The sequence below is a fragment of the Kitasatospora sp. NPDC001261 genome (assembly GCF_042896795.1).
GTDB lineage: Bacteria > Actinomycetota > Actinomycetes > Streptomycetales > Streptomycetaceae > Kitasatospora.
The window spans coordinates 215,241-235,709 of sequence record NZ_JBIAXP010000011.1; the positions used below are offsets into that span (position 1 = coordinate 215,241).

Here is a 20,469-nt window from a genome sequence, read left to right on the forward strand (position 1 = left end):
GCGATATATCGCGTCAAGGGTGGGAGCTCAGCCGGCGACCACCACGTACCCCGCGTCCCGCAGCTCCCCGACCACCAGCGCGCAGTGCTCCGGCCCCTTGGTCTCCAGGTGCAGGTCCACCTCGACCTCGGTCAGCCCCAGCCGCGGGTCGGTCCGCACGTGCGCCACGTCCAGCACGTTGGCGTCCACCCTGGTCAGCACGCCCAACAGGTCCGCCAGCGCGCCCGGCTTGTCCGCCAGCCGCACCCGCAGCGACAGGTAGCGCCCGGCCGCCGCCAGCCCGTGCCGCAGCACCCGCTGCATCAGCTGCGGGTCGATGTTGCCGCCGGACAGCACCGCCACCACCGGCCCCTCGAAGGAGTCCGGCCGCTCCAGCAGCGCCGCGATCGGGGCCGCCCCGGCCGGCTCGACCACCAGCTTCAGCCGCTCCAGCCCGAGCAGCAGCGCCCGCGACAGCGCGTCCTCGGAGACCGTCCGGACGCCGTCCGCCAGCGTGTTGACCACCTCGAACGGGATGTCGCCGGGGCGCCCGACCATGATCCCGTCCGCCATGGTGGCGAAGTGCTCCAGCGACACCGGGCGCCCCGCCGCCAGCGAGGGCGGGTACGCGGCGGCGCCGGCCGCCTGCACCCCGACCACCCGTACGTCCGGCCGCAGCGGCTTGACCGCCGCCGCGATCCCGGCCAGCAGCCCGCCGCCGCCCACCCCGACCAGGATGGTCCGCACCTCCGGGCACTGCTCCAGGATCTCCAGCCCGACGGTCGCCTGGCCGGTGACCACGTCCCAGTGGTCGAAGGGGTGGATGAACACCGCGCCGGTCGCCTCCGCGTACCGCTGCGCGGCCTGCAGGGCCTCGTCCACGGTGGCCCCGTGCAGCCGCACCTCGGCGCCGTACTCCCGGGTGGCCGCGACCTTCGGCAGCGGCGCCGCGACCGGCATGAACACCGTGGAGCGCACGCCCAGCAGCGCGGCCGCCAGCGCCACCCCCTGGGCGTGGTTCCCCGCGCTCGCCGCCACCACCCCGCCGGCCCGCTGCACCGGCGAGAGTCCCGCGATCCGCACGTACGCCCCGCGCAGCTTGAAGGACCCGGTGCGCTGGAGGTTCTCGCACTTCAGGTGGACCGGCGCGCCGATCAGCCCGGAGAGGTGCCGGCTGCCCTCCATCGGGGTCACCCGGGCGACCCCGGCGAGCATCTTCTGGGCGCCGCGGACGTCGTCGAGGGTGATCGGCCAGGTGTGCATGGCGCCAGGGTACGGGGACGGGGAGAGGCAATCCGGCATGCCGGGCCTGTTCCCGGGCCCGCCCGGCCCGCGTACGCTGCTGCTTCTGAGTCTCTCTCACCGCACGACGATCGTGAGCCGCGATGACGACGACCTCGCCCCAGGCCACCGACCGCACCGACCCCGTGCACACCCAACTCCAGTACCAGCTCGCGGTGTTCGCGCGCCGAATGGAACAGGTCCGGACCTCCGGCGGCGGCGGGGTCGGGGTGCTGGACCGGGCCGCCTACCTGCTGCTCGACCGGCTGGAGCGGCACGGGCCGGCCAACGTCAAGGCGCTGGCCGAGGCGCTGGGCGTGGACTCCTCCACGGTGACCCGCCAGGTCGCCCCGCTGGTCGCGGCCGGGCTGGTCGGCCGGGTGCAGGACCCGGCCGACCGCCGTGCCGTACGGCTCGCGCTGACCTCGCACGGCGTCGGCCGGCTCACCGAAGTCCGGGACGGCCGGGCCGAGTTGACCCGCCGCCTGGTGGCCGACTGGCCGCCGGAGGAACAGCGCGCGTTCTGCGCCCTGCTGGCCCGCTTCAACCTCGCGATGGAGTCGTACACGGCGGACCAGCAGGGGCAGTGAGGGGCCCCAGGCCCCTCAACCGGCTCAGCCCAGCGCCTGCTTGAGGTCGGCCAGCAGGTCGTCGATCGACTCGATGCCGACCGAGACGCGCACCAGGTCGGACGGCACCTCCAGCGCCGAACCGGCCACCGAGGCGTGGGTCATCCGGCCCGGGTGCTCGATCAGCGACTCGACGCCGCCGAGCGACTCGCCGAGGGTGAACAGCTGCGCGCGGTTGCAGACCTCGACGGCCGCCTCCTCGCCGCCGGCGACCCGGAACGAGACCATGCCGCCGAAGGCCTTCATCTGCTTGGCCGCGATGTCGTGGCCGGGGTGCTCGGGCAGGCCCGGGTAGAGCACCTGGCTGACCTTCGGGTGGCCCGCCAGCAGCTCGGCGACCTTCTCCGCGTTGGCGCTGTGCCGGTCCATCCGGACACCCAGCGTCTTGATGCCGCGCAGCACCAGCCAGGCGTCGAACGGGCCGGAGACGGCGCCCATCGCGTTCTGGTGGTACGCGACCTCCTCGCCGAGGCCCGCCTCGGCCAGCACCAGCGCACCGCCGACCACGTCCGAGTGGCCGCCCATGTACTTGGTGGTGGAGTGCACGACCGCGTCCGCGCCGAGCGCGATCGGCTGCTGGAGGTACGGGCTGGCGAAGGTGTTGTCGACCACCAGCAGCGCGCCGGCGCCGTGCGCGATCTCGGCGAGCGCGGTGAGGTCGGTGATGCCCAGCAGCGGGTTGGACGGGGTCTCCACCCACACCGCGCGGGTGTTGGGGCGCAGCGCCTCGCGGACGGTGGCCAGGTCCTGGGTGTTGGCGACGGAGAACTCGACGCCCCAGCGGGTCAGCACCTTGGCGAACAGCCGGAAGGTGCCGCCGTAGGCGTCGTTGGGGATGACGATGTGGTCGCCCGGCTTGAGGATGGTCCGCAGCAGGGTGTCCTCGGCGGCCAGGCCGGAGGCGAAGGCGAGGCCGCGGGCGCCGCCCTCCAGTGCCGCGAGGCACTCCTCCAGCGCGGTGCGGGTCGGGTTGGCGCTGCGGCTGTACTCGTAGCCGCCCCGCAGGCCGCCCACCCCGTCCTGCTTGTAGGTGGACACCTGGTAGATCGGCGTGACGACAGCCCCGGTCTGGGGGTCTGCTTCCTGACCCGCGTGGATGGCGAGAGTCTCGAAGCCCTGAGGAAGCTGGTGCTCGGTCATGGGTCCGAGCCTAGTGTGCGAATGCCGCCAAGCCCGCACGAACCGGGAACCGGGACGAACCCGCAGGTCGGAGCGGGGGCGCGGCGGGCCGGAACCCCGGTGCGCCGAACCCCCGGGGCCGCCGCGACCTCCACCGGTCGCACACGTGTTCACCATGCGAAAACCGCGCGGCGGGCCTTCCCGGCCCCCGCGCGGAACGGACGGCCGCTCCCGGAATCCGGGGGCGGCCGTCCGCGTTGGACACTGCGCCAGGTTTCCCGACCCGCTGGAGCAGGCCGTGCTGTTCAACCGCCACAAGACCTCGCTGGTCCCCGCCGACCAGGCGCTGCCCGGCCGGCCCACCCCGGCCTTCACCCTGACCGAGCCGCACACCGTGCTCGGGCACCCGCTGTCCGGCCCGTACCCGGAGGGCCTGGAGGTGGCCGACTTCGGGCTGGGCTGCTTCTGGGGCGCCGAGCGCGCCTTCTGGCGGCTGCCCGGCGTCTGGACGACGCTGGTCGGCTACCAGGGCGGCCACACCCCCAACCCGACGTACGAGGAGGTGTGCAGCGGGCTGACCGGGCACACCGAGGCGGTCCGGGTGGTGTACGACCCGGCGGTGATCCCGTACGAGCGGCTGCTGAAGACCTTCTGGGAGGCGCACGACCCGACCCAGGGCAACCGCCAGGGCAACGACGTGGGCACCCAGTACCGCTCCGCCGTCTACACCCACTCCCCCGCCCAGGCCGAGGCCGCGGTGGCCACCCGGGACGCCTTCCAGCCCTCGCTGACCGCGCTCGGTTACGGCCCGGTCACCACCGAGATCGCCCCGGCCGGCCCGTTCTTCCCGGCCGAGCCGTACCACCAGCAGTACCTGTCGGAGGCCAAGAACCCCAACGGCTACTGCGGTCTCGGCGGTACCGGCGCCTCCTGCCCGATCGGCGTGGCCCGCACCCGGGACTGACCTCCGGCCCCGGGGCGCCCCTCGGACCGCCCCGGCCCGCCCGACCCCGCCCCGGGATCGACCACCCAACGTGACCGATCCCCGATCCGGGCGCAGACTGGAAGGGCCAGCAGGGCCGGCCCGGCCACCCACTGGCGGCCGGGCGGTCCTCGCGGGAGAGGAGTGCGCCATGTCCGGTCTCTACCAGCGGAACTTCGACGATCCCGAGGAAGTCCGCCCCTTCGAGGAGGGCACGGGGGAACTGCGGCTGGTCAACCTGGACGGCGGCCCGGTGGGCCGGGCCGTGTTCGAACCGGGTTGGCAGTGGTCCAAGCACGTGAAGCCGATCGCCGGGACCGAGAGCTGCCAGGCCGCCCACGCCGGGTACGTGCTCTCCGGCCGGATGAGGATCGTCATGGACGGCGGCCAGGAGGCCGAAGTGGGCCCCGGCGACTTCATGCTCTGCCCGCCCGGGCACGACGCCTGGACCGTCGGTGACGAGCCCTGCGTGATCGTCGACTGGCAGGGCTTCGCGGACTACGCGAAGCGGTGAGCGGAGCTGTGAGCGGAGCTGCGGGCGGACCGGGTCACAGCTGCTGCGGGGCCCGCTCGTCGGCGCCGTCGGCGGTGGTGCCCGGCAGCTCCGCCAGGAGCCTGCCCTCGGAGTCGTACGCCGCGATCGCCGGGCTCACCGGACGCCGGTGGGCGGCCGGATCCGCCTCCGGCAGCGGCGGCAGCACCACGTAGTAGCCGATCCACCGCTGCATTCCGACGGTGCTGACCAGGGTGGCGACGGTCGCCCTGCCCCCTGTGAACGCGACGATCCTCGCCGGGGCGACCGGGCCCAGGTAGAAGCTCGCGACGATGAAGCGGTCGCGGTCGCCGTGCGACTGGGCGTAGAGGGCGGGTCTGTCGTGCTCCAGGTTGTCGCTGCGCACGTCCCGGCAGTCCGTGCCGGAGTCGGAGCCGTCCGGCTGGTAGTTGTCGCACTTCTCGAACGGGCTGACCCACATCCGGGCGCCGGCCGCCATCTCGATGCGCTGCCCCGGGCCGACCTGCCGTACCGGCGAGAGCGGCAGCGGCGTGGCGGTGGCCGTGGGGCTCGGCGTGGCGGTGGGCGTGGGGCTCGGGACGGCGACGGGGCTGAACGCCGCCCCCGCCTCGCCCGCGACCTGCCCGACGTGCCGGGCGCTGCCGGCCGTCACCGCCGTCGCCCCGCAGACCAGCGCCACCGCGACCGCGGCCGCGGCGGTCCCGGCTCTGCGCCTGGCCCGGCGCCGTCGGGCGGCGGCGATGATCGGTACCGGGTCCGGCCCGGTCGCGTACGGGTCCTGGTCCTTGAGCAGTTCGCCGAGCCGGTGTTCGAAGCTCATACCGTCACCTCGATGTGCGTCGTGGGACTCGCCGTCACGCCGGAACGGTCGGCGAGTTCGGGCAGTGCGCGCAGCTTCGACATGGCCCGGTGCAGCGTGCTCTTCACCGTGCCCTGGGCGATGCCCAGTTCGGCCGCGACGGCGGCCTCGCTGAGGTCCCCGTAGTACCGCAGCACGACGACCGTCCGCTCCCGGCGGGTGAGGGTGCCCAGCGCCTGGTGCAGCAGGGCGCGTTCGGCCTGCCGCTCGGCGAGGTCGTCGGAGAGCGGCCGGTCGGGGGTGTGCTCGACGGGCAGCTCGTGGTTGCGCAGTCGGCGCCACCAGTCGCGGTGCTGGTTGACCACGATCCGGCGGACGTACGCGGTGGGGTCGTCCCCGGTGATCCGGTGCCAGTGCAGGTAGGCGCGCTCCAGCGCCGACTGCACGATGTCCTTGGCCCGGTCCGGGTCGCCGGTCAACAGCTCGGCCAGCCGCAGCAGTTGCCGACCGCTCCCGGCGACGAACTCGCTGAACTCGTCGTCCTGCCGCTGTCTCTGCTCGCGTTTCACACCCGTCCTACTCCTCGGGCGGACCACGAGGTTCGGTCCGCCCGGGGAGTTTTTCCGACCGGTGGGTTCTCCGACCGGGGTCCGGCCGGTCGGGGTGCGGGGCCGGGTCAGACGGCGCTGCCGGCCTTCCAGGCGGCCCAGCCCATGTTCCAGCCGTTCAGGCCGTTGTCCGGGGCGACCGTCTTGTCGCCGGAGTTCACGACCTCGACCACGTCGCCGACCATCGAGGACTTGTAGAACTTGAAGCCGTCCGTACCGCTGTCCTGGGCGCCCTGGGCGTCCCGGAGGCCGATGCAGCCGTGGCTGGTGTTCTGGCCGCCGAAGATCGACGGCGAGGACCAGTAGTTGCCGTGGATGAAGGTGCCCGAGGTGCTGAGGCGCTGGGCGTGCGGCACGTCCGCGATGTCGTACTCGCTGCCCAGGTTGACGGTCTGCGAGTTCATCCGGGTCTGGGTGTACTGCTCGGAGATCACCATCTTGCCGCCCCAGGTCATGTGCTCGGGCGAGCCGCCGGAGATCTTGTAGACCGCGCTGACCTGGCCGTCGGTGGTGACGGTGAGCTTCTTGGCGGCGAGGTCGGCGACGCTGGTCTGGGCCCGGCCGATGGTGAAGCTCACGTCCTTGGACTGGGTGCCGTACACGCCCTTGGCGCCCTCGACGTCCTTGAGCCGGAGCTTGAGGGTGACCTTGGTGCCCTTGGCCCAGTACTCCTGCGGCCGGAAGTCGAGGCGGGTGCTGGAGAACCAGTGGCCGACGATCTCGACGCCCGGCTCGGCTATCACGGTGATCGCCTGCTGGACGGCCTTGCGGTCGGTGACCGGCTTGCTGAAGTTGATCGAGACCGGCATGCCGACGCCGACCGTCGAGCCGTCCTCGGGGGTGAAGTAGCCGACGAAGGTGTTGGCCGGGGTCGCCGTGGTGAAGACGGCGTTGGAGTCCGCCTCCAGCTTGTCCTTGTCGAGGGCGGTGGCGGCGACGGTGTACTTGGTGCCGCTGGCGGGGGCGGCGGCCGAGGTCCAGCCGGTGCCGTCGGTGGAGAGCTGGCCGGCCAGCTCCTTGCCGGCGGTGTCGGTGACCTTGACGCTGGTCAGGGTGCCGTTGGCGACGGCGACCTTGACCGGCTCGCTGAAGCTCGCGGAGGCGGCGCCGTCGGCCGGGGTGACGGTGATGACCGCGGCCGAGGTCTTGGGGGCGCTGCTGCCCGTGCCGCCGGAGGCCGGGGTGCCGTTCGCGCCGCCGGAGCCGCCGCTACCGCCGCTGGCGCTGTTGTCGTTGCAGGCGGTCAGCAGCAGGACGGGCGCTCCGATCAGGCCCGCGAGGACCCCGCGTCGGCTCCAGCTGCTTCCGGCCGCCCGTCCCTGACCGTCCCGTGCCGTCACGTCGCGTCTCCCTGCTGATCATCCCGGGCATTACGGATACAGAAACGCAATACGCCCGTTCACGGTTCCATCACCGAAGGGTAAGCGATCGTATGAGATGACCCAACTTCCCGACGAACAGGGACAAAACGCCCGGCCCGCGGAGCGGACCGGGCGTTCACGGGCGGTGACGGTGAGGACCGTCACCCGACGGTTCCCCGCCCTACTCGGCGGAGCCTTCCACCGCGTACTCGTCCCACTCCTCGTCGTCCGGGTCGAACTCGGTCTGCGCCGACTCCCAGGTCGCCGAGGCGAGCTCCACGCCGGGCACGTCGCCGAGCAGCGCGACGGGGTCGATGAAGTGGGCGAGCGAACCCGACGGGTCCACCTCGATGGCCTCGACGGACTGGGCGCGCTCCTCGTCGTCGAGGTACTCGTCGGCGGTGACGGCCTCCAGGGCGGCCGCCTTGAGCGCGCCCTCGTCGGTGATCTCCGCGATGAGCTCGATCTTCACCCGGACGTAGCGCGGGGCATCCTGGTCGGTCGTTTCAGTGCTGGTCATGCGTGCGAGCGTACGGGACGGGCGCGCCCGGCGCGGCGCACGGGCGGCCGCTCGGAGTGCACCCCGCGCGCCCGGCGTGAACGGCGCGAACGGAACGTGCGACGGCGCGAACGGAAGGGGCCGGTCCCTCGGAGAAGGACCGGCCCCACCGTTCCCCGCCTGGGCTCCCCCACCCGGGAGCCGCGGGACACGCGCCGTGCGGCGCGGTGCTGCCGCGGGAGCCGCCGCACCCTGTCGACCGGCCGGGGCCGGTCAGGGGCGGGACGACGGCGCCTCCCGCGGCGGGAGGACACAGCGGCCGGGTCAGGGCCACCCGATGTGTCCGGAGCCGACCGCGGTCGCCGGGGAGCCGCTCCCGGACGGTTGCCGTCGCCTCACTCGGCGTCCTGCCGTTGACCACCACGATGCCCGAGCCGTGTTAACCACGTGCTGCGGACAGGTGACGCCGGTGTACCACTTCCCCCGTGGACGAATCCTCCGCATCCATCCGCGGGGGGCGGTGGTGACGCCGGGTCAGTGCTGGGCGCGGCCGGTCAGGAAGCCCAGCAGGTCCTGGCGGGTGACGATGCCCTGCGGCTTGCCCTCGACCAGCACGACGGCCGCGTCGGCCTTCTCCAGCACGGTCATCAGGTTGGTGACGGTCTCGCCCGAGCCGACCACCGGCAGCGGCTTGGACATCACCTTGTCCAGCGTGTCGGTGAGCTCGATGTCCTTGGCGAAGATGCCCTCCAGCAGCAGCTTCTCCACCACCGAGCCGATCACCTCGCCGGCCATGATGTCCGGGTGGCCGGCGCCCGGGGAGACCACCGGCATCTGCGAGACGCCGTACTCGCGCAGCACCCGGACCGCCTCGGCGACCGTCTCGTTGGGGTGCATGTGGACGAACTGCGGGACGCCGCCCTGCGCGAGGGACTCCTTGCGGGCCAGCACCTCGCCGATGTGCGCCTCGTCGGTGGCCGAGGGCAGGAAGCCGTAGTCGGCCATCCAGTCGTCGTTGAAGATCTTCGACAGGTAGCCGCGGCCGCCATCCGGCAGCAGCACCACGACGACGTCGTCCGGGCCGAGCTTCTTGGCGACCTCCAGCGCGGCCACCACGGCCATGCCGCAGGAGCCGCCGACCAGCAGGCCCTCCTCCTTGGCCAGGCGGCGGGTCATCTGGAACGAGTCCTTGTCGGAGACCGCGACGATCTCGTCCGCGACACCGCGGTCGTAGGCGGTCGGCCAGAAGTCCTCACCGACGCCCTCGACCAGGTACGGCCGGCCGGTGCCGCCCGAGTAGACCGAGCCCTCCGGGTCGGCGCCGATCACCTTGACCCTGCCGCCGGAGGCCTCCTTCAGGTAGTTGCCGGTGCCGGAGATGGTGCCGCCGGTGCCGACGCCCGCCACGAAGTGGGTGATCTTCCCGTCGGTCTGCTCCCACAGCTCCGGGCCGGTGGAGTGGTAGTGCGAGGCCGGGTTGTCCGGGTTGGAGTACTGGTCCGGCTTCCAGGCGTTCGGGGTCTCCCGGACCAGGCGGTCGGAGACGTTGTAGTAGGAGTCCGGGTGCTCCGGGGCGACGGCGGTCGGACAGACGACCACCTCGGCGCCGTACGCGCGCAGGGTGTTGATCTTGTCGGTGGAGACCTTGTCAGGACAGACGAAGATGCACTTGTAGCCCTTCTGCTGGGCCACGATCGCCAGGCCCACACCGGTGTTGCCGGAGGTCGGCTCGACGATGGTGCCGCCCGGCTTGAGGGCGCCCGAGGCCTCGGCGGCCTCGATCATGCGCATCGCGATGCGGTCCTTGACCGAGCCGCCGGGGTTGAAGTACTCGACCTTGGCCAGCACTGTCGCGCTGATGCCCTCGGTGACCTTGTTCAGCTTGACCAGCGGCGTGTTGCCGACGAGGTCGATGATCGAGTTGTGGTACCGCACGGGGATCCTCCCGGTCTGTGGGCATGCGATTTCGGTACTGCGGAGTTCGGTACTGCAAAGCGTAGGGCGTGGCACCCGCCCCGCGGCTCCCCTCCTGCACCCCTCCCCCAATGGCCCACCCCCAGCGGCACCCCCGGTACTCCCGCCCTCCGCACGGGTAAGAGCGCTGTGCAGGCATGGCCGTGGCCCCGGAGGGGCCGGCAGGAGAGCACGTGAAGGGGGCACCGGATGCCAGGGGCACGGGACTCGCGGGCCCGGGTGGCCCGCCGGATCGCCACCGCGGCGGCGTACGGCGGCGGCGGCCTCGGCCTGCTCGGGGTGGGCGTCGTCGGCCTGCTGGTGACCGAGAGCAGACTCGCCATCCAGGCCATCGGCGTCCTGGAGACCGTCCCGCCCAAGGCGGACGGCGTCTACGGGGAGGCCTTCGCCGACCGCGCCGCCGACCCGCAGGCCCCGCTCGTGCTGGCCGTCCTCGGTGACTCCACCGGCGCCGGCCTCGGCGTGGCCCGGGCCGGCGAGACCCCGGGCGCGCTGCTGGCCGCGGGCCTCGCCTCGGTGGCCGAGCGCCCGGTCCGGCTGGTCAACGTGGCCCGCTCCGGCGGCCGCTCCGCCGACCTCTCCGGCCAGCTGGAGCAGGCCCTGCCGCACCACCCGGACGTCGCCGTCATCATGGTCGGCGCCAACGACGTGACCCGGCACAGCCCGGCCCAGCTGGCCGTCCGCCAGCTCGGCGAGGCCGTCGCCGCCCTGCGCGCCAACGGCTGCGAGGTGGTGGTGGGCACCTGCCCGGACCTCGGGACGATCAAGCCGGTGCGGCCGCCGCTGCGCTGGGTGGCCCGCCGGCTGAGCCGGCAGCTGGCCGCCGCGCAGACCATCGCGGTGGTGGAGGCGGGCGGCCGGACGGTCTCGCTGGGCTCACTGCTGGGCCCGGAGTTCGCCGCCCGCCCGGAGATGTTCGCCGCCGACCGCTACCACCCCTCCGCCCAGGGCTACGCGACCGCCGCGATGGCCGTGCTGCCCTCGGTCTGCGCCGCGCTCGGGCTCTGGCCGGAGGAGGAGCGTCCTGCCACGGCCGTCCCGGGCGGCGCGGTGCTGCCGGTCGCGGTCGCGGCCGCCACGGCGGCCGGTCGGGAGGGCACCGAGGTGGCGGCCGTACCGGCGGAGGGCACGGGCCGCCGCTGGGCCCAGTTGAGGCACCGGCTGCGGATCGGTCTGCCCGGCCCGGAGAGCGGGAAGGAGGCTGGTACGACCCCCGACGGGGGCCCCGGGAATACGTCGGCCAGCTCACACGCTGCGGCGGGTGACGCCTGATCTACCAGGCGGTAACTTTCCTCCCGGACGTCAGGTCCGCCGTCACCCAGCGAGGAGCCCGCCATGCCCGAAGCCGTCATCGTCAGCGCCACCCGTTCGCCGATCGGCCGGGCCTTCAAGGGCTCGCTCAAGGACGTCCGCCCGGACGACCTGACCGCCCACGTCATCCAGGCCGCCCTGGCCAAGGTCCCGCAGCTCGACCCGCGCGAGATCGACGACCTGATGCTGGGCTGCGGCCTGCCCGGCGGCGAGCAGGGCCACAACCTGGCCCGCATCGTGGCCGTCCAGATGGGCATGGACTACCTGCCGGGCGCCACCATCACCCGCTACTGCTCCTCCTCGCTCCAGACCACGCGGATGGCGCTGCACGCGATCAGGGCGGGCGAGGGCGACGTCTTCGTCTCGGCCGGCGTGGAGACCGTCTCGCGCAGCGTCAACGGCACCTCGGACGGCCTGCCGGGCACCATGAACCCGGTCTTCGACGAGGCCCAGGCCCGTACGAAGAAGCGCGCCGAAGAAGGTGGCGGCGAGTGGCACGACCCGCGCGAGGACGGCCTGGTGCCGGACGCCTACATCGCGATGGGCCAGACCGCCGAGAACCTGGCCGCGCTCAAGGGCATCACCCGCGCCGAGCAGGACGAGTTCGGCGTCCGCTCGCAGAACCTCGCCGAGGCCGCCATCAAGGCCGGCTTCTGGGAGCGCGAGATCACGCCGGTGACGCTCCCGGACGGCACCGTGGTCAGCACGGACGACGGCCCGCGCGCCGGCGTCACCCTGGAGGGCGTGGCCGGCCTGAAGCCGGTGTTCCGCCCCGACGGCACCGTGACCGCGGGTAACTGCTGCCCGCTGAACGACGGCGCGGCCGCGCTGGTGATCATGTCCGACACCAAGGCCCGCGAGCTGGGCATCACCCCGCTCGCCCGGGTGGTCTCCACCGGTGTCAGCGCGCTCTCCCCCGAGATCATGGGCTACGGCCCGGTCGAGGCCTCCAAGCAGGCGCTCAAGCGGGCCGGCCTGACCATCGGTGACATCGACCTGGTCGAGATCAACGAGGCCTTCGCCGCCCAGGTGATCCCCTCCTACCGTGACCTCGGCGTCGACCTGGACCGGCTGAACGTCAACGGTGGCGCGATCGCGGTCGGCCACCCCTTCGGCATGACCGGCGCCCGGATCACCACCACGCTGATCAACTCCCTGCAGTGGCACGACAAGCAGTTCGGCCTGGAGACCATGTGCGTCGGCGGCGGCCAGGGCATGGCGATGGTCGTCGAGCGCCTCAGCTGACCCTCCGGGCGCCCTCCGAAGGGTCTGGACCACCCATTTGGAGTGACGCAGCGTAATTGAGGGCCGGATCACACCGAGAGGTCGATCCGGCCCTCATTTCGTTCGTTTTCGACCCGGAAATCGACACTGCGGAGCGGATCAACTCCACTGCGTAGAACGGTGTTACCTAACAATTTGGGGACAAGAGCGAAAGTCCGGGATGAATTGGACATTCGCCCCTGCGGTAACAGCCCCGCATGCGGCAGTGTGGACACGTAACCCCGTTCCGCTCCTCGCTAGGAGTACGTTCCGTGAGCGCCGTCTACACCATCCTGCTGCTGATCCTGATCGCCGTGTCGACCGCCGTGCTGCTCCACCTCCGCGGGCTCTCCCGCCGGCTGGACGCACGGGCCGCGGCCCCGTCCGCGCCCGCACCCGTGGACGAGGCCGCGATACGCCGGGCCGTCACCGAGGCGCTCGCCGCCGACCGCGAGCGGGAGATCACGGAGGCCCGGGCGTTCTGGGCCGAGCAGGAGGCCCGCGCGGCCGAGGACGCGCCGCTGTTCGACTCCCCGTTCTCCGGCACCTTCTCCGGCACCGAGGAGTGGCCGCTCTTCTTCCCCCGCCCCACCGGCCCGCAGGACGCCGTCGACAACGCCGGGACGATGGACCCGGAGTTCGGCGAGGCGCTGCGCTCCGCGCTGGAGGACCTGATCAACGAGGGCGGCTCCGCCCCGGCCGAGCCCGGCGGCGAGGGCGGCGTGCCGCTGCGCCCCGGCCACCCGGCCGGCGAGACCAAGGACGCCCGGGCCCGCCGCGAGGCCGACCTGCTGGCCACCGGCCTGGAGGCCGGGCTGCTGGACGCCGACCAGGCCGTCGAGGAGGCCCCGGTCGCCGCGCCCGACCCGCGCCGCCACCCCTCGCACCCCGACTTCGTGCCCAGCCAGGCGCCGTCCCGGGAGTGGACGGACAGCCGGCTGGCCGCCCTCGCCGAGGAGGCCGTCGCCCTGGTCGACGTCCGCCCGGGCCCGCTGGGCACCCTGGACGTGTACGCCTTCGCCGACGGCACCACCCTCTGCGTGGCCCCGGGCGACCGGGAGGCCGCCTACCGGCTGATCGACGCGGTCCGCGCCGGTGAGCACGTCCGGCTGCTCGGCGGCTCGCGCTTCTCCGGCTCGTACTCGCTGACCTTCTCCACCGACGAGGAGGCCGTCTACGTGCTGGCCGACCGGGTGGTCGCCAGCATCTGACACCGGCTCACCAGCAGCAGCGCGCCGAAGGCCGGCCGGGTCACGGGGTTACCGACCCGGCCGGCCTTCGGCGTGTCCGGACTCCTCCGGGCCTCAGCCGCAGAGCGCCGCCGTCTCCCGCGCCGCCGCCACCGCCCGGGCCAGCACCGCGGCCGCCGCCACCGGCCCCTCCGGCAGCCCCACCAGGGCGTCCTCCCGCAGCCCCGCGAGCGCGGCCGCCAGGTCGTGCCCGGCGACGGCCAGCTGGTCCCCCACCGCGAAGGCCCCGGCGTCCGGGAACTCCCGCCGCGGGCCGCCCTCCACCGCCGCCGTCAGCGCGACCAGCCGCCGGGCCAGCTCCAGCGCGGCCGCCGCCCGCGACCCGTACCCGGGCACGGCGCCCAGCAGCCTGCTCTGCGGCAGCGAGCGGAAACGATCCGCCAGGGACTCGACGGCTTCGACCAGGGGGTCCACGTCCAGGGGCGCTACGTCGTGGGGCTCTACGTCATGCATGGCAGCGAGCCTAGGCGAAAAGCCGCCGGGCCCCGGAGCGAGTCGCTGCGGGGCCCGGCGGCAGTGGTTCACGAAGGAAGGGACCGTCAGTCGTCGCCGCGCAGGATCGCGATCAGCCGCAGCATCTCCATGTAGATCCAGACCAGCGACAGGGTCAGCCCGAAGGCGGCCCGCCAGGACTCCCGCTGCGGGGCGCCCTGGGCGATGGCCTCCTCGATCGCCGCGAAGTCCAGCGACAGGAAGAAGGCGCCCAGGCCGATGCCGACCAGACCGACCACGATGCCCAGCGGGCCGGAGCGCAGGCCCATGTCGGCACCGAAGGCCATCGCGATCATGTTGACCATCATCAGCAGCACGAAGCCCAGGGCGATCGCGATGCCGATCCGCTGGTAGCGCGCGGTGACCCGGATCCGGCCGCTCTTGTAGGCGAACAGCATCGCCCCGAAGACCGCCGCCGTACCCAGCACCGCCTGGATCACGATGCCGTTCAGCATGGTGTTGAAGGCGTGCGAGACGGCGCCCATCGCGAAGCCCTGGAGGGCCGCGTAGGTCAGGATCAGCGGCGGGCTGACGCTGCGCTTGAACGAGACCACCAGGCCGACGACCATGGCCACCAGGCTGGCGGCGATCGCGAAGCCGAAGTTCTCGAACGGCAGCGCGAACCAGGCCACCGCGCCGGCGACGACCAGCGTCAGCAGCGTCATGGCGGTGCGGGCGACCACGTCGTCCAGCGTCATCCGCCCGGTGGCCGCCGGGCCCGCCGAGGGCCCGTTGTACAGCTCGTAGAGCTGCTCGTCGGTCATGGGCTGGCCCTGCGGCTGCTGCTGGGCGTAGGGCGTACCCGCGTAGGGGTTCTGGCCGTACTGGTTCTGGCCGTGCTGGGTCCCGGCCTGCGCGGTACCGAACCCCGCGTAGCCGGAGTCGCGGGTGAAGGACCCCTCCCGCGAGAAGACCGGGTTGCTGCTTCTCATTGCTCATTCCCTCCGTGGCGGCACTGCACCGCCCATGCACAAGGGTAATGGCTTGGCAAAAATTCCGGGATACGCCGCGAGGAGGATCCGGTGAACAACGACCGGCGGGGACGCCGTCGCGCCCCCGCCGGGTGATCGGTGCCCGGAGCCGGACTCGAACCGGCACGGCCTCGCGGCCAAGCAGTTTTAAGCTGCCCGTGTCTGCGTTCCACCATCCGGGCGTCTGTGGGACCCCCTGAGCCTAGTCTCCCGGATCACCCTTTCGCATGTTCCCAGCCCCGGAAGTTGTCATGTTTCCTTGCCATCTGACGAACTGTCCGGGATTCGGCCACGAAGGATATCCGTTCCGGCCACCCGTCCGCCTCAGGGTTCACGTCATACCGCAGGAGGAGGGGGTCGCCCGCCCCTACGCCCAGCGGTGGTAGGACCAACCGTCCGGCGGAGCGACGCAGAACCATGATCACGTCGCGGAGCATGGAGGTACAAGTCCGCGAGCACTAGGAGTCCCCGTGACCACGTCGACCGCAACCGCCGTCCGCACCGGCCTGGCGGCCGCCCGAGCCACCGGCCTGAACAAGGTCTACGGGGAGGGGGAGACCCGCGTCGTCGCCCTCGACAACGTCAGCGTCGTGTTCCCCCAGGGCGAGTTCACCGCCATCATGGGCCCCTCCGGCTCCGGCAAGTCCACCCTCATGCACTGCATGGCCGGCCTCGACACCGTCACCTCCGGCTCCTCCACCATCGGCGACACCGAGCTCGTCGGCCTCAAGGACAAGCAGCTCACCCAGCTGCGCCGGGACCACATCGGCTTCATCTTCCAGGCCTTCAACCTGCTCCCCACGCTGACGGCCCTGGAGAACATCACCCTCCCCATGGACATCGCCGGCCGCAAGGTCGACAAGCCCTGGCTCGACCGCGTCGTCGACACCGTCGGCCTCTCCGGCCGCCTCAGCCACCGGCCCTCCCAGCTCTCCGGCGGCCAGCAGCAGCGCGTCGCCTGCGCCCGCGCCCTCGCCGGCAAGCCCGACATCATCTTCGCCGACGAGCCCACCGGCAACCTCGACTCCCGCTCCGGCGCCGAGATCCTCTCCTTCCTGCGCAACTCCGTGCGCGAGCTCGGCCAGACCGTCGTCATGGTCACCCACGACCCCGTCGCCGCCTCCTACGCCGACCGCGTCGTCTTCCTCGCCGACGGCCGCATCGTCGACGAACTCCACCAGCCCACCGCCGACACCGTCCTGGACCGCATGCGCCGCTTCGACGCCAAGGGCCGCACCAGCTAGTCCGGCGCAGCAGTCGCAGCCCGCTCACCGACCTTCCCAGGACACCCCATGTATCGCACCGCACTGCGCAACGTGCTGGCCCACAAGGGCCGGCTGCTGATGACGGCCCTGGCCGTCATGCTCGGCACCGCCTTCGTGGCCGGCACCATGGTCTTCTCCGACACCTTCGGCAAGGCCATGCGGGACAGCAACTCCAAGAGCTACTCGGACGTCTCGGTCCAGGTGGTGGACCGCGCGGCCGGCTCCAACGCCTCCGCCCGGCAGAAGAGCGAGGGCGGCTCCGCCACCCTCACCGACGCCACCGTCCAGCAGCTGGCCGCCCTGCCGGGCACCGCCGGCGCCCGCGGCGTGGTCAGCGGCTTCACCGGCGTGGCCGACAAGAAGGGCAACCTGATCGGCCAGGTCTGGGCCGCCAAGGGCGCCAACTTCGCACCCGGCCAGGACGGCAAGGACCCGCGCTACCCGATGGCCGAGGGCCAGGGCCCGAAGGCCGCCAAGGAGGTCGCGCTCGACCGCAGGACCGCCGACAAGGCGGGCTACAAGGTCGGCGACACCGTCCGGGTCGCCGCCAACGGACCGGTGATCGAGGCGAAGCTCACCGGGATCTTCACCACCGACGACCCGGTGGTGAACACCGGCGGCTCGCTCACCCTGTTCGACCGGGCCACCGCCCAGCAGACCCTGCTGGAGCCCGGCCGCTACAGCAGCGTCGTGCTCACCACCAAGCCCGGCACCAGCCAGGACGCACTGCTCGCCCAGGCCCAGCCCGTGGTGCCCTCCGGCCACCAGTTCGACATCGAGACCGGCGCCAAGCTCAAGGCCGACGAGCAGGAGATGATCACCAGGAGCACCAGCAGCATGCGCACGATGCTCCTGGTCTTCGCCTTCATCTCGCTCTTCGTCGGCATCTTCATCATCGCCAACACCTTCACCATGCTGGTCGCCCAGCGCACCAAGGAGCTGGCCCTGATGCGGGCCATCGGTGCCAGCCGCAAGCAGGTCACCCGGTCCGTGCTGATCGAGGCGCTGCTGATCGGCACCGTCTCCGCGGTGGCCGGTCTGGCCGCCGGCATCGGGATCGGCGCCGGGATGCAGTCGCTGATCGGCGCGATGAACGAGAACATGCCGAACGGCTCGCTGGTGATCAAGCCGCTCACCGTCGTGGTGACGGTCGTGGTCGGCGTCCTGGTGACGGTCACGTCGGCCCTGCTGCCCGCCATGCGCGCCTCCCGGATCGCCCCGGTGGCCGCGATGAGCAGCGGCGACCAGCCGGTCTCCCAGAAGAGCCTGGTGGTCCGCAACACGATCGGCTCGGTGCTCGCCGGCGGCGGCCTCGCCCTGATCGGCTACGGCGCCTCCACCGGCAACGACAGCGGCCGGCTGCCGGTCGGCCTGGGCGCCTTCCTGGCCCTGATCGGCGTGTTCGTCCTGCTGCCGCTGCTCTCCCGTCCGGTGGTCGCACTGGTCGGCCCGCTGCTGCGGCTCGGCGGCACCCCGGGCAGGCTCGCCCAGCGGAACGCGGTGCGCAACCCGCGCCGCACCGCGGCCACCGCCGCCGCGCTGACCATCGGTCTGACCCTGGTCACCGGGCTCACCGTGATCGGCGCCTCGGTCAATGACACCATCGACCGGGCCGTCACCGGCTCGATGAAGGCCGACTTCATCGTCGGGGCCGCCAACGGCATGAGCCTGTCCGCGCAGGTGCCCGCCCAGATCGCCAAGGCCCCCGGGGTGGCCGCCTCCTCGGCGATGACGACCGCGTACTGGGAGCTCGACGGCACCAGCAGGACGGTCAACGGCCTGGACGCCGCCGTCCTGGACCAGCTCGCCGACGTCGAGCTGACCAGCGGCTCCACCGCCGGCTTCGGCCAGGGCCAGCTGCTGCTCGACGAGGACGCCGCCAAGAAGCTGAACGCCACCACCGGCTCGGTGCTGACCGTGGCCTACCCGGACGAGTCCACCGGCAAGGTCACCGTCGGCGGCGTGTACAAGACCGGCGGCATGCTCGGCCCGGTCATGCTGGCCAACAGCGAGATCGCCAAGCACGAGCCGAAGCCGTACATCTCCGATGTCCTGGTCAAGGGCAGGGACGGCGCCACCGACGGCCTCAAGCAGGCCCTCAAGGACGCCACCGGCGCCAACCCGGTGATCGAGGTGAAGTCCAAGCAGGACGTCCGGGACGAGTTCAGCCAGACCATCACCTTCGCGCTGAACCTGATGTACGGCCTGCTGGGGATGGCGGTCCTGATCGCGATCCTGGGCGTGGTCAACACGCTGGCGATGTCGGTCTTCGAGCGCAAGCGCGAGATCGGGATGCTGCGGGCGATCGGCCTGGACCGCGGCGGCATCAAGCGGATGGTCCGTCTGGAGTCCGTGGTGATCTCGCTGTTCGGCGCCGGCATCGGCCTGCTGCTCGGCTGCTTCATCGCCTGGGCGATCAACGGCACCCTGAAGTCCAGCCTCTCCGGCCTGACCACGGTCCTGCCGTTCGGCCAGCTGGCGATGTTCCTGGCGCTGGCCGGGGTGGTCGGCCTGGTGGCCGCGATCTGGCCGGCCCGCCGGGCGTCCAAGCTGGACATCCTGGAGAGCATCAAGACCGACTGACCGGTCCCGCAACGAGAGAGGTCCCCTGCCGGAGGGTTCGGCAGGGGACCTTCTACTTCTGTACTCCGCCCGGTCGCACGGCCGGCTGAGCACCACGGAGGTCGTGGTCCGGCAACGCTGCCGGGCGGAGAGCCTCCGACTCATACCCCGGTGCTCCCACACCGGGGTCTCAGTCGCTTACTTGCTGGCGAGTTCCTTGTCGGCGGCCGGCTTGGCGGCCTCGACGGGCTTGGTGGGCGGAGTGACCTCCTGGATGGGAAGCTGCGGCTTCTCCATCTGGGCGAGGCCGACCATCTCGCGCTTGAGGAACATCGCGAGGGTCCAGTCGGTGAAGACGCGGACCTTGCGGTTGAAGGTCGGCACCATCGCACCGTGGTACAGGCGGTGGAACCACCAGGCCGGACGGCCCTTCAGCTTGTACTTGCCGAAGAGGATCGCCACGCCCTTGTGCAGGCCGAGACCGGCGACCGCACCCAGGTTCTTGTGCTTGTACTCCTTCTGCGGGAAGCCGCGCATGCCGGAGATCACGTTGTCGCCGAGGACGACGGCCTGACGGCTGGCGTGCTGGGCGTTCGGCGGGCACCAGGCGCCCTCGCCCGCGGCGAGGTCCGGCACCTGGGCGTTGTCGCCGGCGGACCAGACGTAGTCGAAGCCCTGGACCTGGAGGGTCGGCGCGGTGTCGACGTGGCCGCGCGGGCCCAGCGGCAGGCCGAAGTTGGCCAGCACCGGGTTCGGCTTCACGCCGGCCGTCCACACGATGGTGGAGGCGTCCATCTCCATGCCGTTCTTCAGCATGACGTGGCCGTCGACGCAGGAGTCCATCGAGGTCTCGATGTAGACCTCGATGTTGCGCTCCTCGAGCTTCTCCTTGGTCCACAGACCGAGGTCCGGGCCCATCTCGGGGAGGATGCGGTTGGCCGCCTCGACCACCACGAAGCGCATGTCCTCGCGGCTGACGGTCTTGTACAGCTTGGCCGCGTCGCGGGCCATGTCCTCGACCTCGGCGACGGTCTCGATGCCGGCGAAGCCGCCACCGATCACCACGAAGGTCAGCGCCTTGCGGCGGATGTCCTCGTCCGTGGTGGACTCGGCCTTGTCGAGCTGGGCCATGACGTGGTTGCGGAGGCCGATGGCCTCCTCGACCGTCTTCATGCCGAGGCCGTTCTCCGCCAGACCCGGGATCGGGAAGGTGCGGGAGACCGAGCCGGTCGCGACGACCAGGTACTCGAAGGGCAGCTCGTAGCTGTCACCGGCCGCGGGCTGGATGGTGGCAACCTTGCGGGCGTGGTCGATGCCGGTGACGGACCCGGTCAGCACCTCCGCCTTCTTCAGGGTGCTGCGCAGCGGCGCGATGAGGTTGCGAGGCGCGACACTGCCGCCGGCCGCCTCGGGGAGGAAGGGCAGGTACGTCATGTACGACCGCGGGTCGACGACCGTGACGGTCGCTTCGCCGTAACGCATCTTCTTGAGGATGCGCATCGCGGCATACAGGCCGACGTAACCACCGCCGACAATGAGGATGCGAGGACGCTCCGTGGTGCTCATATCCGAAAGTATCCAGCACCGTCCGGAGCAGCCTTCGTGAGCCC

General features: G+C 72.0%; 18 protein-coding genes and 1 tRNA gene. 8 read left to right on the top strand and 11 right to left on the bottom strand.

The window, feature by feature from the left end:
- Positions 1–27: 27 nt before the first annotated feature.
- Entirely contained in the window at positions 28–1,242 is a 1,215-nt protein-coding gene (gene ilvA / locus ACFY4B_RS17220; protein ID WP_049654709.1) for a threonine ammonia-lyase, read from the bottom strand.
- A 122-nt stretch (positions 1,243–1,364) separates the two neighbouring features.
- Between ilvA and ACFY4B_RS17225 the strand changes: the two genes are divergently transcribed.
- Entirely contained in the window at positions 1,365–1,850 is a 486-nt protein-coding gene (locus ACFY4B_RS17225) for a MarR family winged helix-turn-helix transcriptional regulator (RefSeq protein ID WP_380660343.1), read from the top strand.
- A gap of 24 nt (positions 1,851–1,874) precedes the next feature.
- On the opposite strand, the gene ACFY4B_RS17230 is transcribed toward ACFY4B_RS17225, so the two are convergent.
- Positions 1,875–3,029, bottom strand: a complete 1,155-nt coding sequence (locus tag ACFY4B_RS17230) for a cystathionine gamma-synthase (protein ID WP_387968501.1) — start codon at positions 3,027–3,029, stop codon at positions 1,875–1,877.
- 277 nt (positions 3,030–3,306) lie between these two features.
- Here ACFY4B_RS17230 and msrA point away from each other — a divergent pair, with 277 nt between their 5' ends.
- Together msrA and ACFY4B_RS17240 are read left to right on the top strand one after the other, a co-directional pair.
- Positions 3,307–3,972: a peptide-methionine (S)-S-oxide reductase MsrA gene (gene msrA, locus ACFY4B_RS17235; RefSeq protein ID WP_049654705.1), complete on the top strand. Its 666-nt coding sequence runs from the start codon at positions 3,307–3,309 to the stop codon at positions 3,970–3,972.
- A 169-nt stretch (positions 3,973–4,141) separates the two neighbouring features.
- Positions 4,142–4,504, top strand: coding sequence for a cupin domain-containing protein (locus tag ACFY4B_RS17240; RefSeq protein ID WP_049654704.1), 363 nt, complete (start codon positions 4,142–4,144; stop codon positions 4,502–4,504).
- Positions 4,505–4,538: 34 nt separating this feature from the next.
- Here ACFY4B_RS17240 and ACFY4B_RS17245 read toward each other — a convergent pair whose 3' ends face one another.
- The 5 genes from ACFY4B_RS17245 to ACFY4B_RS17265 all read right to left on the bottom strand — a co-directional run bounded on the left by ACFY4B_RS17245 (position 4,539) and on the right by ACFY4B_RS17265 (position 9,706).
- On the bottom strand, positions 4,539–5,324 hold the full coding sequence (locus ACFY4B_RS17245) for a hypothetical protein (protein ID WP_074001307.1): 786 nt from the start codon (positions 5,322–5,324) through the stop codon (positions 4,539–4,541).
- A complete protein-coding gene (locus ACFY4B_RS17250; RefSeq protein WP_053112304.1) occupies positions 5,321–5,872 on the bottom strand; it encodes a SigE family RNA polymerase sigma factor in 552 nt (183 codons plus the stop codon). Before ACFY4B_RS17250 ends, ACFY4B_RS17245 begins: the two co-directional genes overlap by 4 nt.
- Positions 5,873–5,979: 107 nt before the next feature.
- Complete coding sequence (locus tag ACFY4B_RS17255) at positions 5,980–7,251, bottom strand: Ig-like domain-containing protein (RefSeq protein WP_387968504.1); 1,272 nt, start codon at positions 7,249–7,251, stop codon at positions 5,980–5,982.
- A 202-nt stretch (positions 7,252–7,453) separates the two neighbouring features.
- The gene (locus tag ACFY4B_RS17260; protein ID WP_063780291.1) at positions 7,454–7,792 is read right to left on the bottom strand and encodes a hypothetical protein; all 339 of its coding nucleotides are present in this window, start codon (positions 7,790–7,792) and stop codon (positions 7,454–7,456) included.
- 513 nt (positions 7,793–8,305) lie between these two features.
- The gene (locus ACFY4B_RS17265; RefSeq protein ID WP_074001305.1) at positions 8,306–9,706 is read right to left on the bottom strand and encodes a cystathionine beta-synthase; all 1,401 of its coding nucleotides are present in this window, start codon (positions 9,704–9,706) and stop codon (positions 8,306–8,308) included.
- Positions 9,707–9,934: 228 nt separating this feature from the next.
- Here ACFY4B_RS17265 and ACFY4B_RS17270 point away from each other — a divergent pair, with 228 nt between their 5' ends.
- From ACFY4B_RS17270 to ACFY4B_RS17280, 3 genes are all read left to right on the top strand, one after another.
- Positions 9,935–11,017: an SGNH/GDSL hydrolase family protein gene (locus tag ACFY4B_RS17270; protein ID WP_387968506.1), complete on the top strand. Its 1,083-nt coding sequence runs from the start codon at positions 9,935–9,937 to the stop codon at positions 11,015–11,017.
- 63 nt (positions 11,018–11,080) lie between these two features.
- Positions 11,081–12,301, top strand: a complete 1,221-nt coding sequence (locus ACFY4B_RS17275) for an acetyl-CoA C-acetyltransferase (RefSeq protein WP_117489325.1) — start codon at positions 11,081–11,083, stop codon at positions 12,299–12,301.
- 290 nt (positions 12,302–12,591) lie between these two features.
- A complete protein-coding gene (locus ACFY4B_RS17280) occupies positions 12,592–13,530 on the top strand; it encodes a hypothetical protein (protein ID WP_049656499.1) in 939 nt (312 codons plus the stop codon).
- 93 nt (positions 13,531–13,623) lie between these two features.
- Here ACFY4B_RS17280 and ACFY4B_RS17285 read toward each other — a convergent pair whose 3' ends face one another.
- From ACFY4B_RS17285 to ACFY4B_RS17295, 3 genes are all read right to left on the bottom strand, one after another.
- Positions 13,624–14,022: a hypothetical protein gene (locus ACFY4B_RS17285; RefSeq protein WP_387968508.1), complete on the bottom strand. Its 399-nt coding sequence runs from the start codon at positions 14,020–14,022 to the stop codon at positions 13,624–13,626.
- Positions 14,023–14,108: 86 nt separating this feature from the next.
- Entirely contained in the window at positions 14,109–14,993 is an 885-nt protein-coding gene (locus ACFY4B_RS17290) for a Bax inhibitor-1/YccA family protein (RefSeq protein WP_074001301.1), read from the bottom strand.
- Positions 14,994–15,132: 139 nt separating this feature from the next.
- A tRNA-Leu gene (locus ACFY4B_RS17295) sits at positions 15,133–15,214 on the bottom strand.
- 288 nt (positions 15,215–15,502) lie between these two features.
- Between ACFY4B_RS17295 and ACFY4B_RS17300 the strand changes: the two genes are divergently transcribed.
- A complete protein-coding gene (locus tag ACFY4B_RS17300; RefSeq protein WP_049651964.1) occupies positions 15,503–16,276 on the top strand; it encodes an ABC transporter ATP-binding protein in 774 nt (257 codons plus the stop codon).
- Positions 16,277–16,324: 48 nt separating this feature from the next.
- A complete protein-coding gene (locus ACFY4B_RS17305) occupies positions 16,325–18,880 on the top strand; it encodes an ABC transporter permease (protein WP_387968510.1) in 2,556 nt (851 codons plus the stop codon).
- A 177-nt stretch (positions 18,881–19,057) separates the two neighbouring features.
- On the opposite strand, the gene ACFY4B_RS17310 is transcribed toward ACFY4B_RS17305, so the two are convergent.
- A complete protein-coding gene (locus ACFY4B_RS17310) occupies positions 19,058–20,425 on the bottom strand; it encodes an NAD(P)/FAD-dependent oxidoreductase (RefSeq protein ID WP_049651966.1) in 1,368 nt (455 codons plus the stop codon).
- Positions 20,426–20,469: the final 44 nt, after the last annotated feature.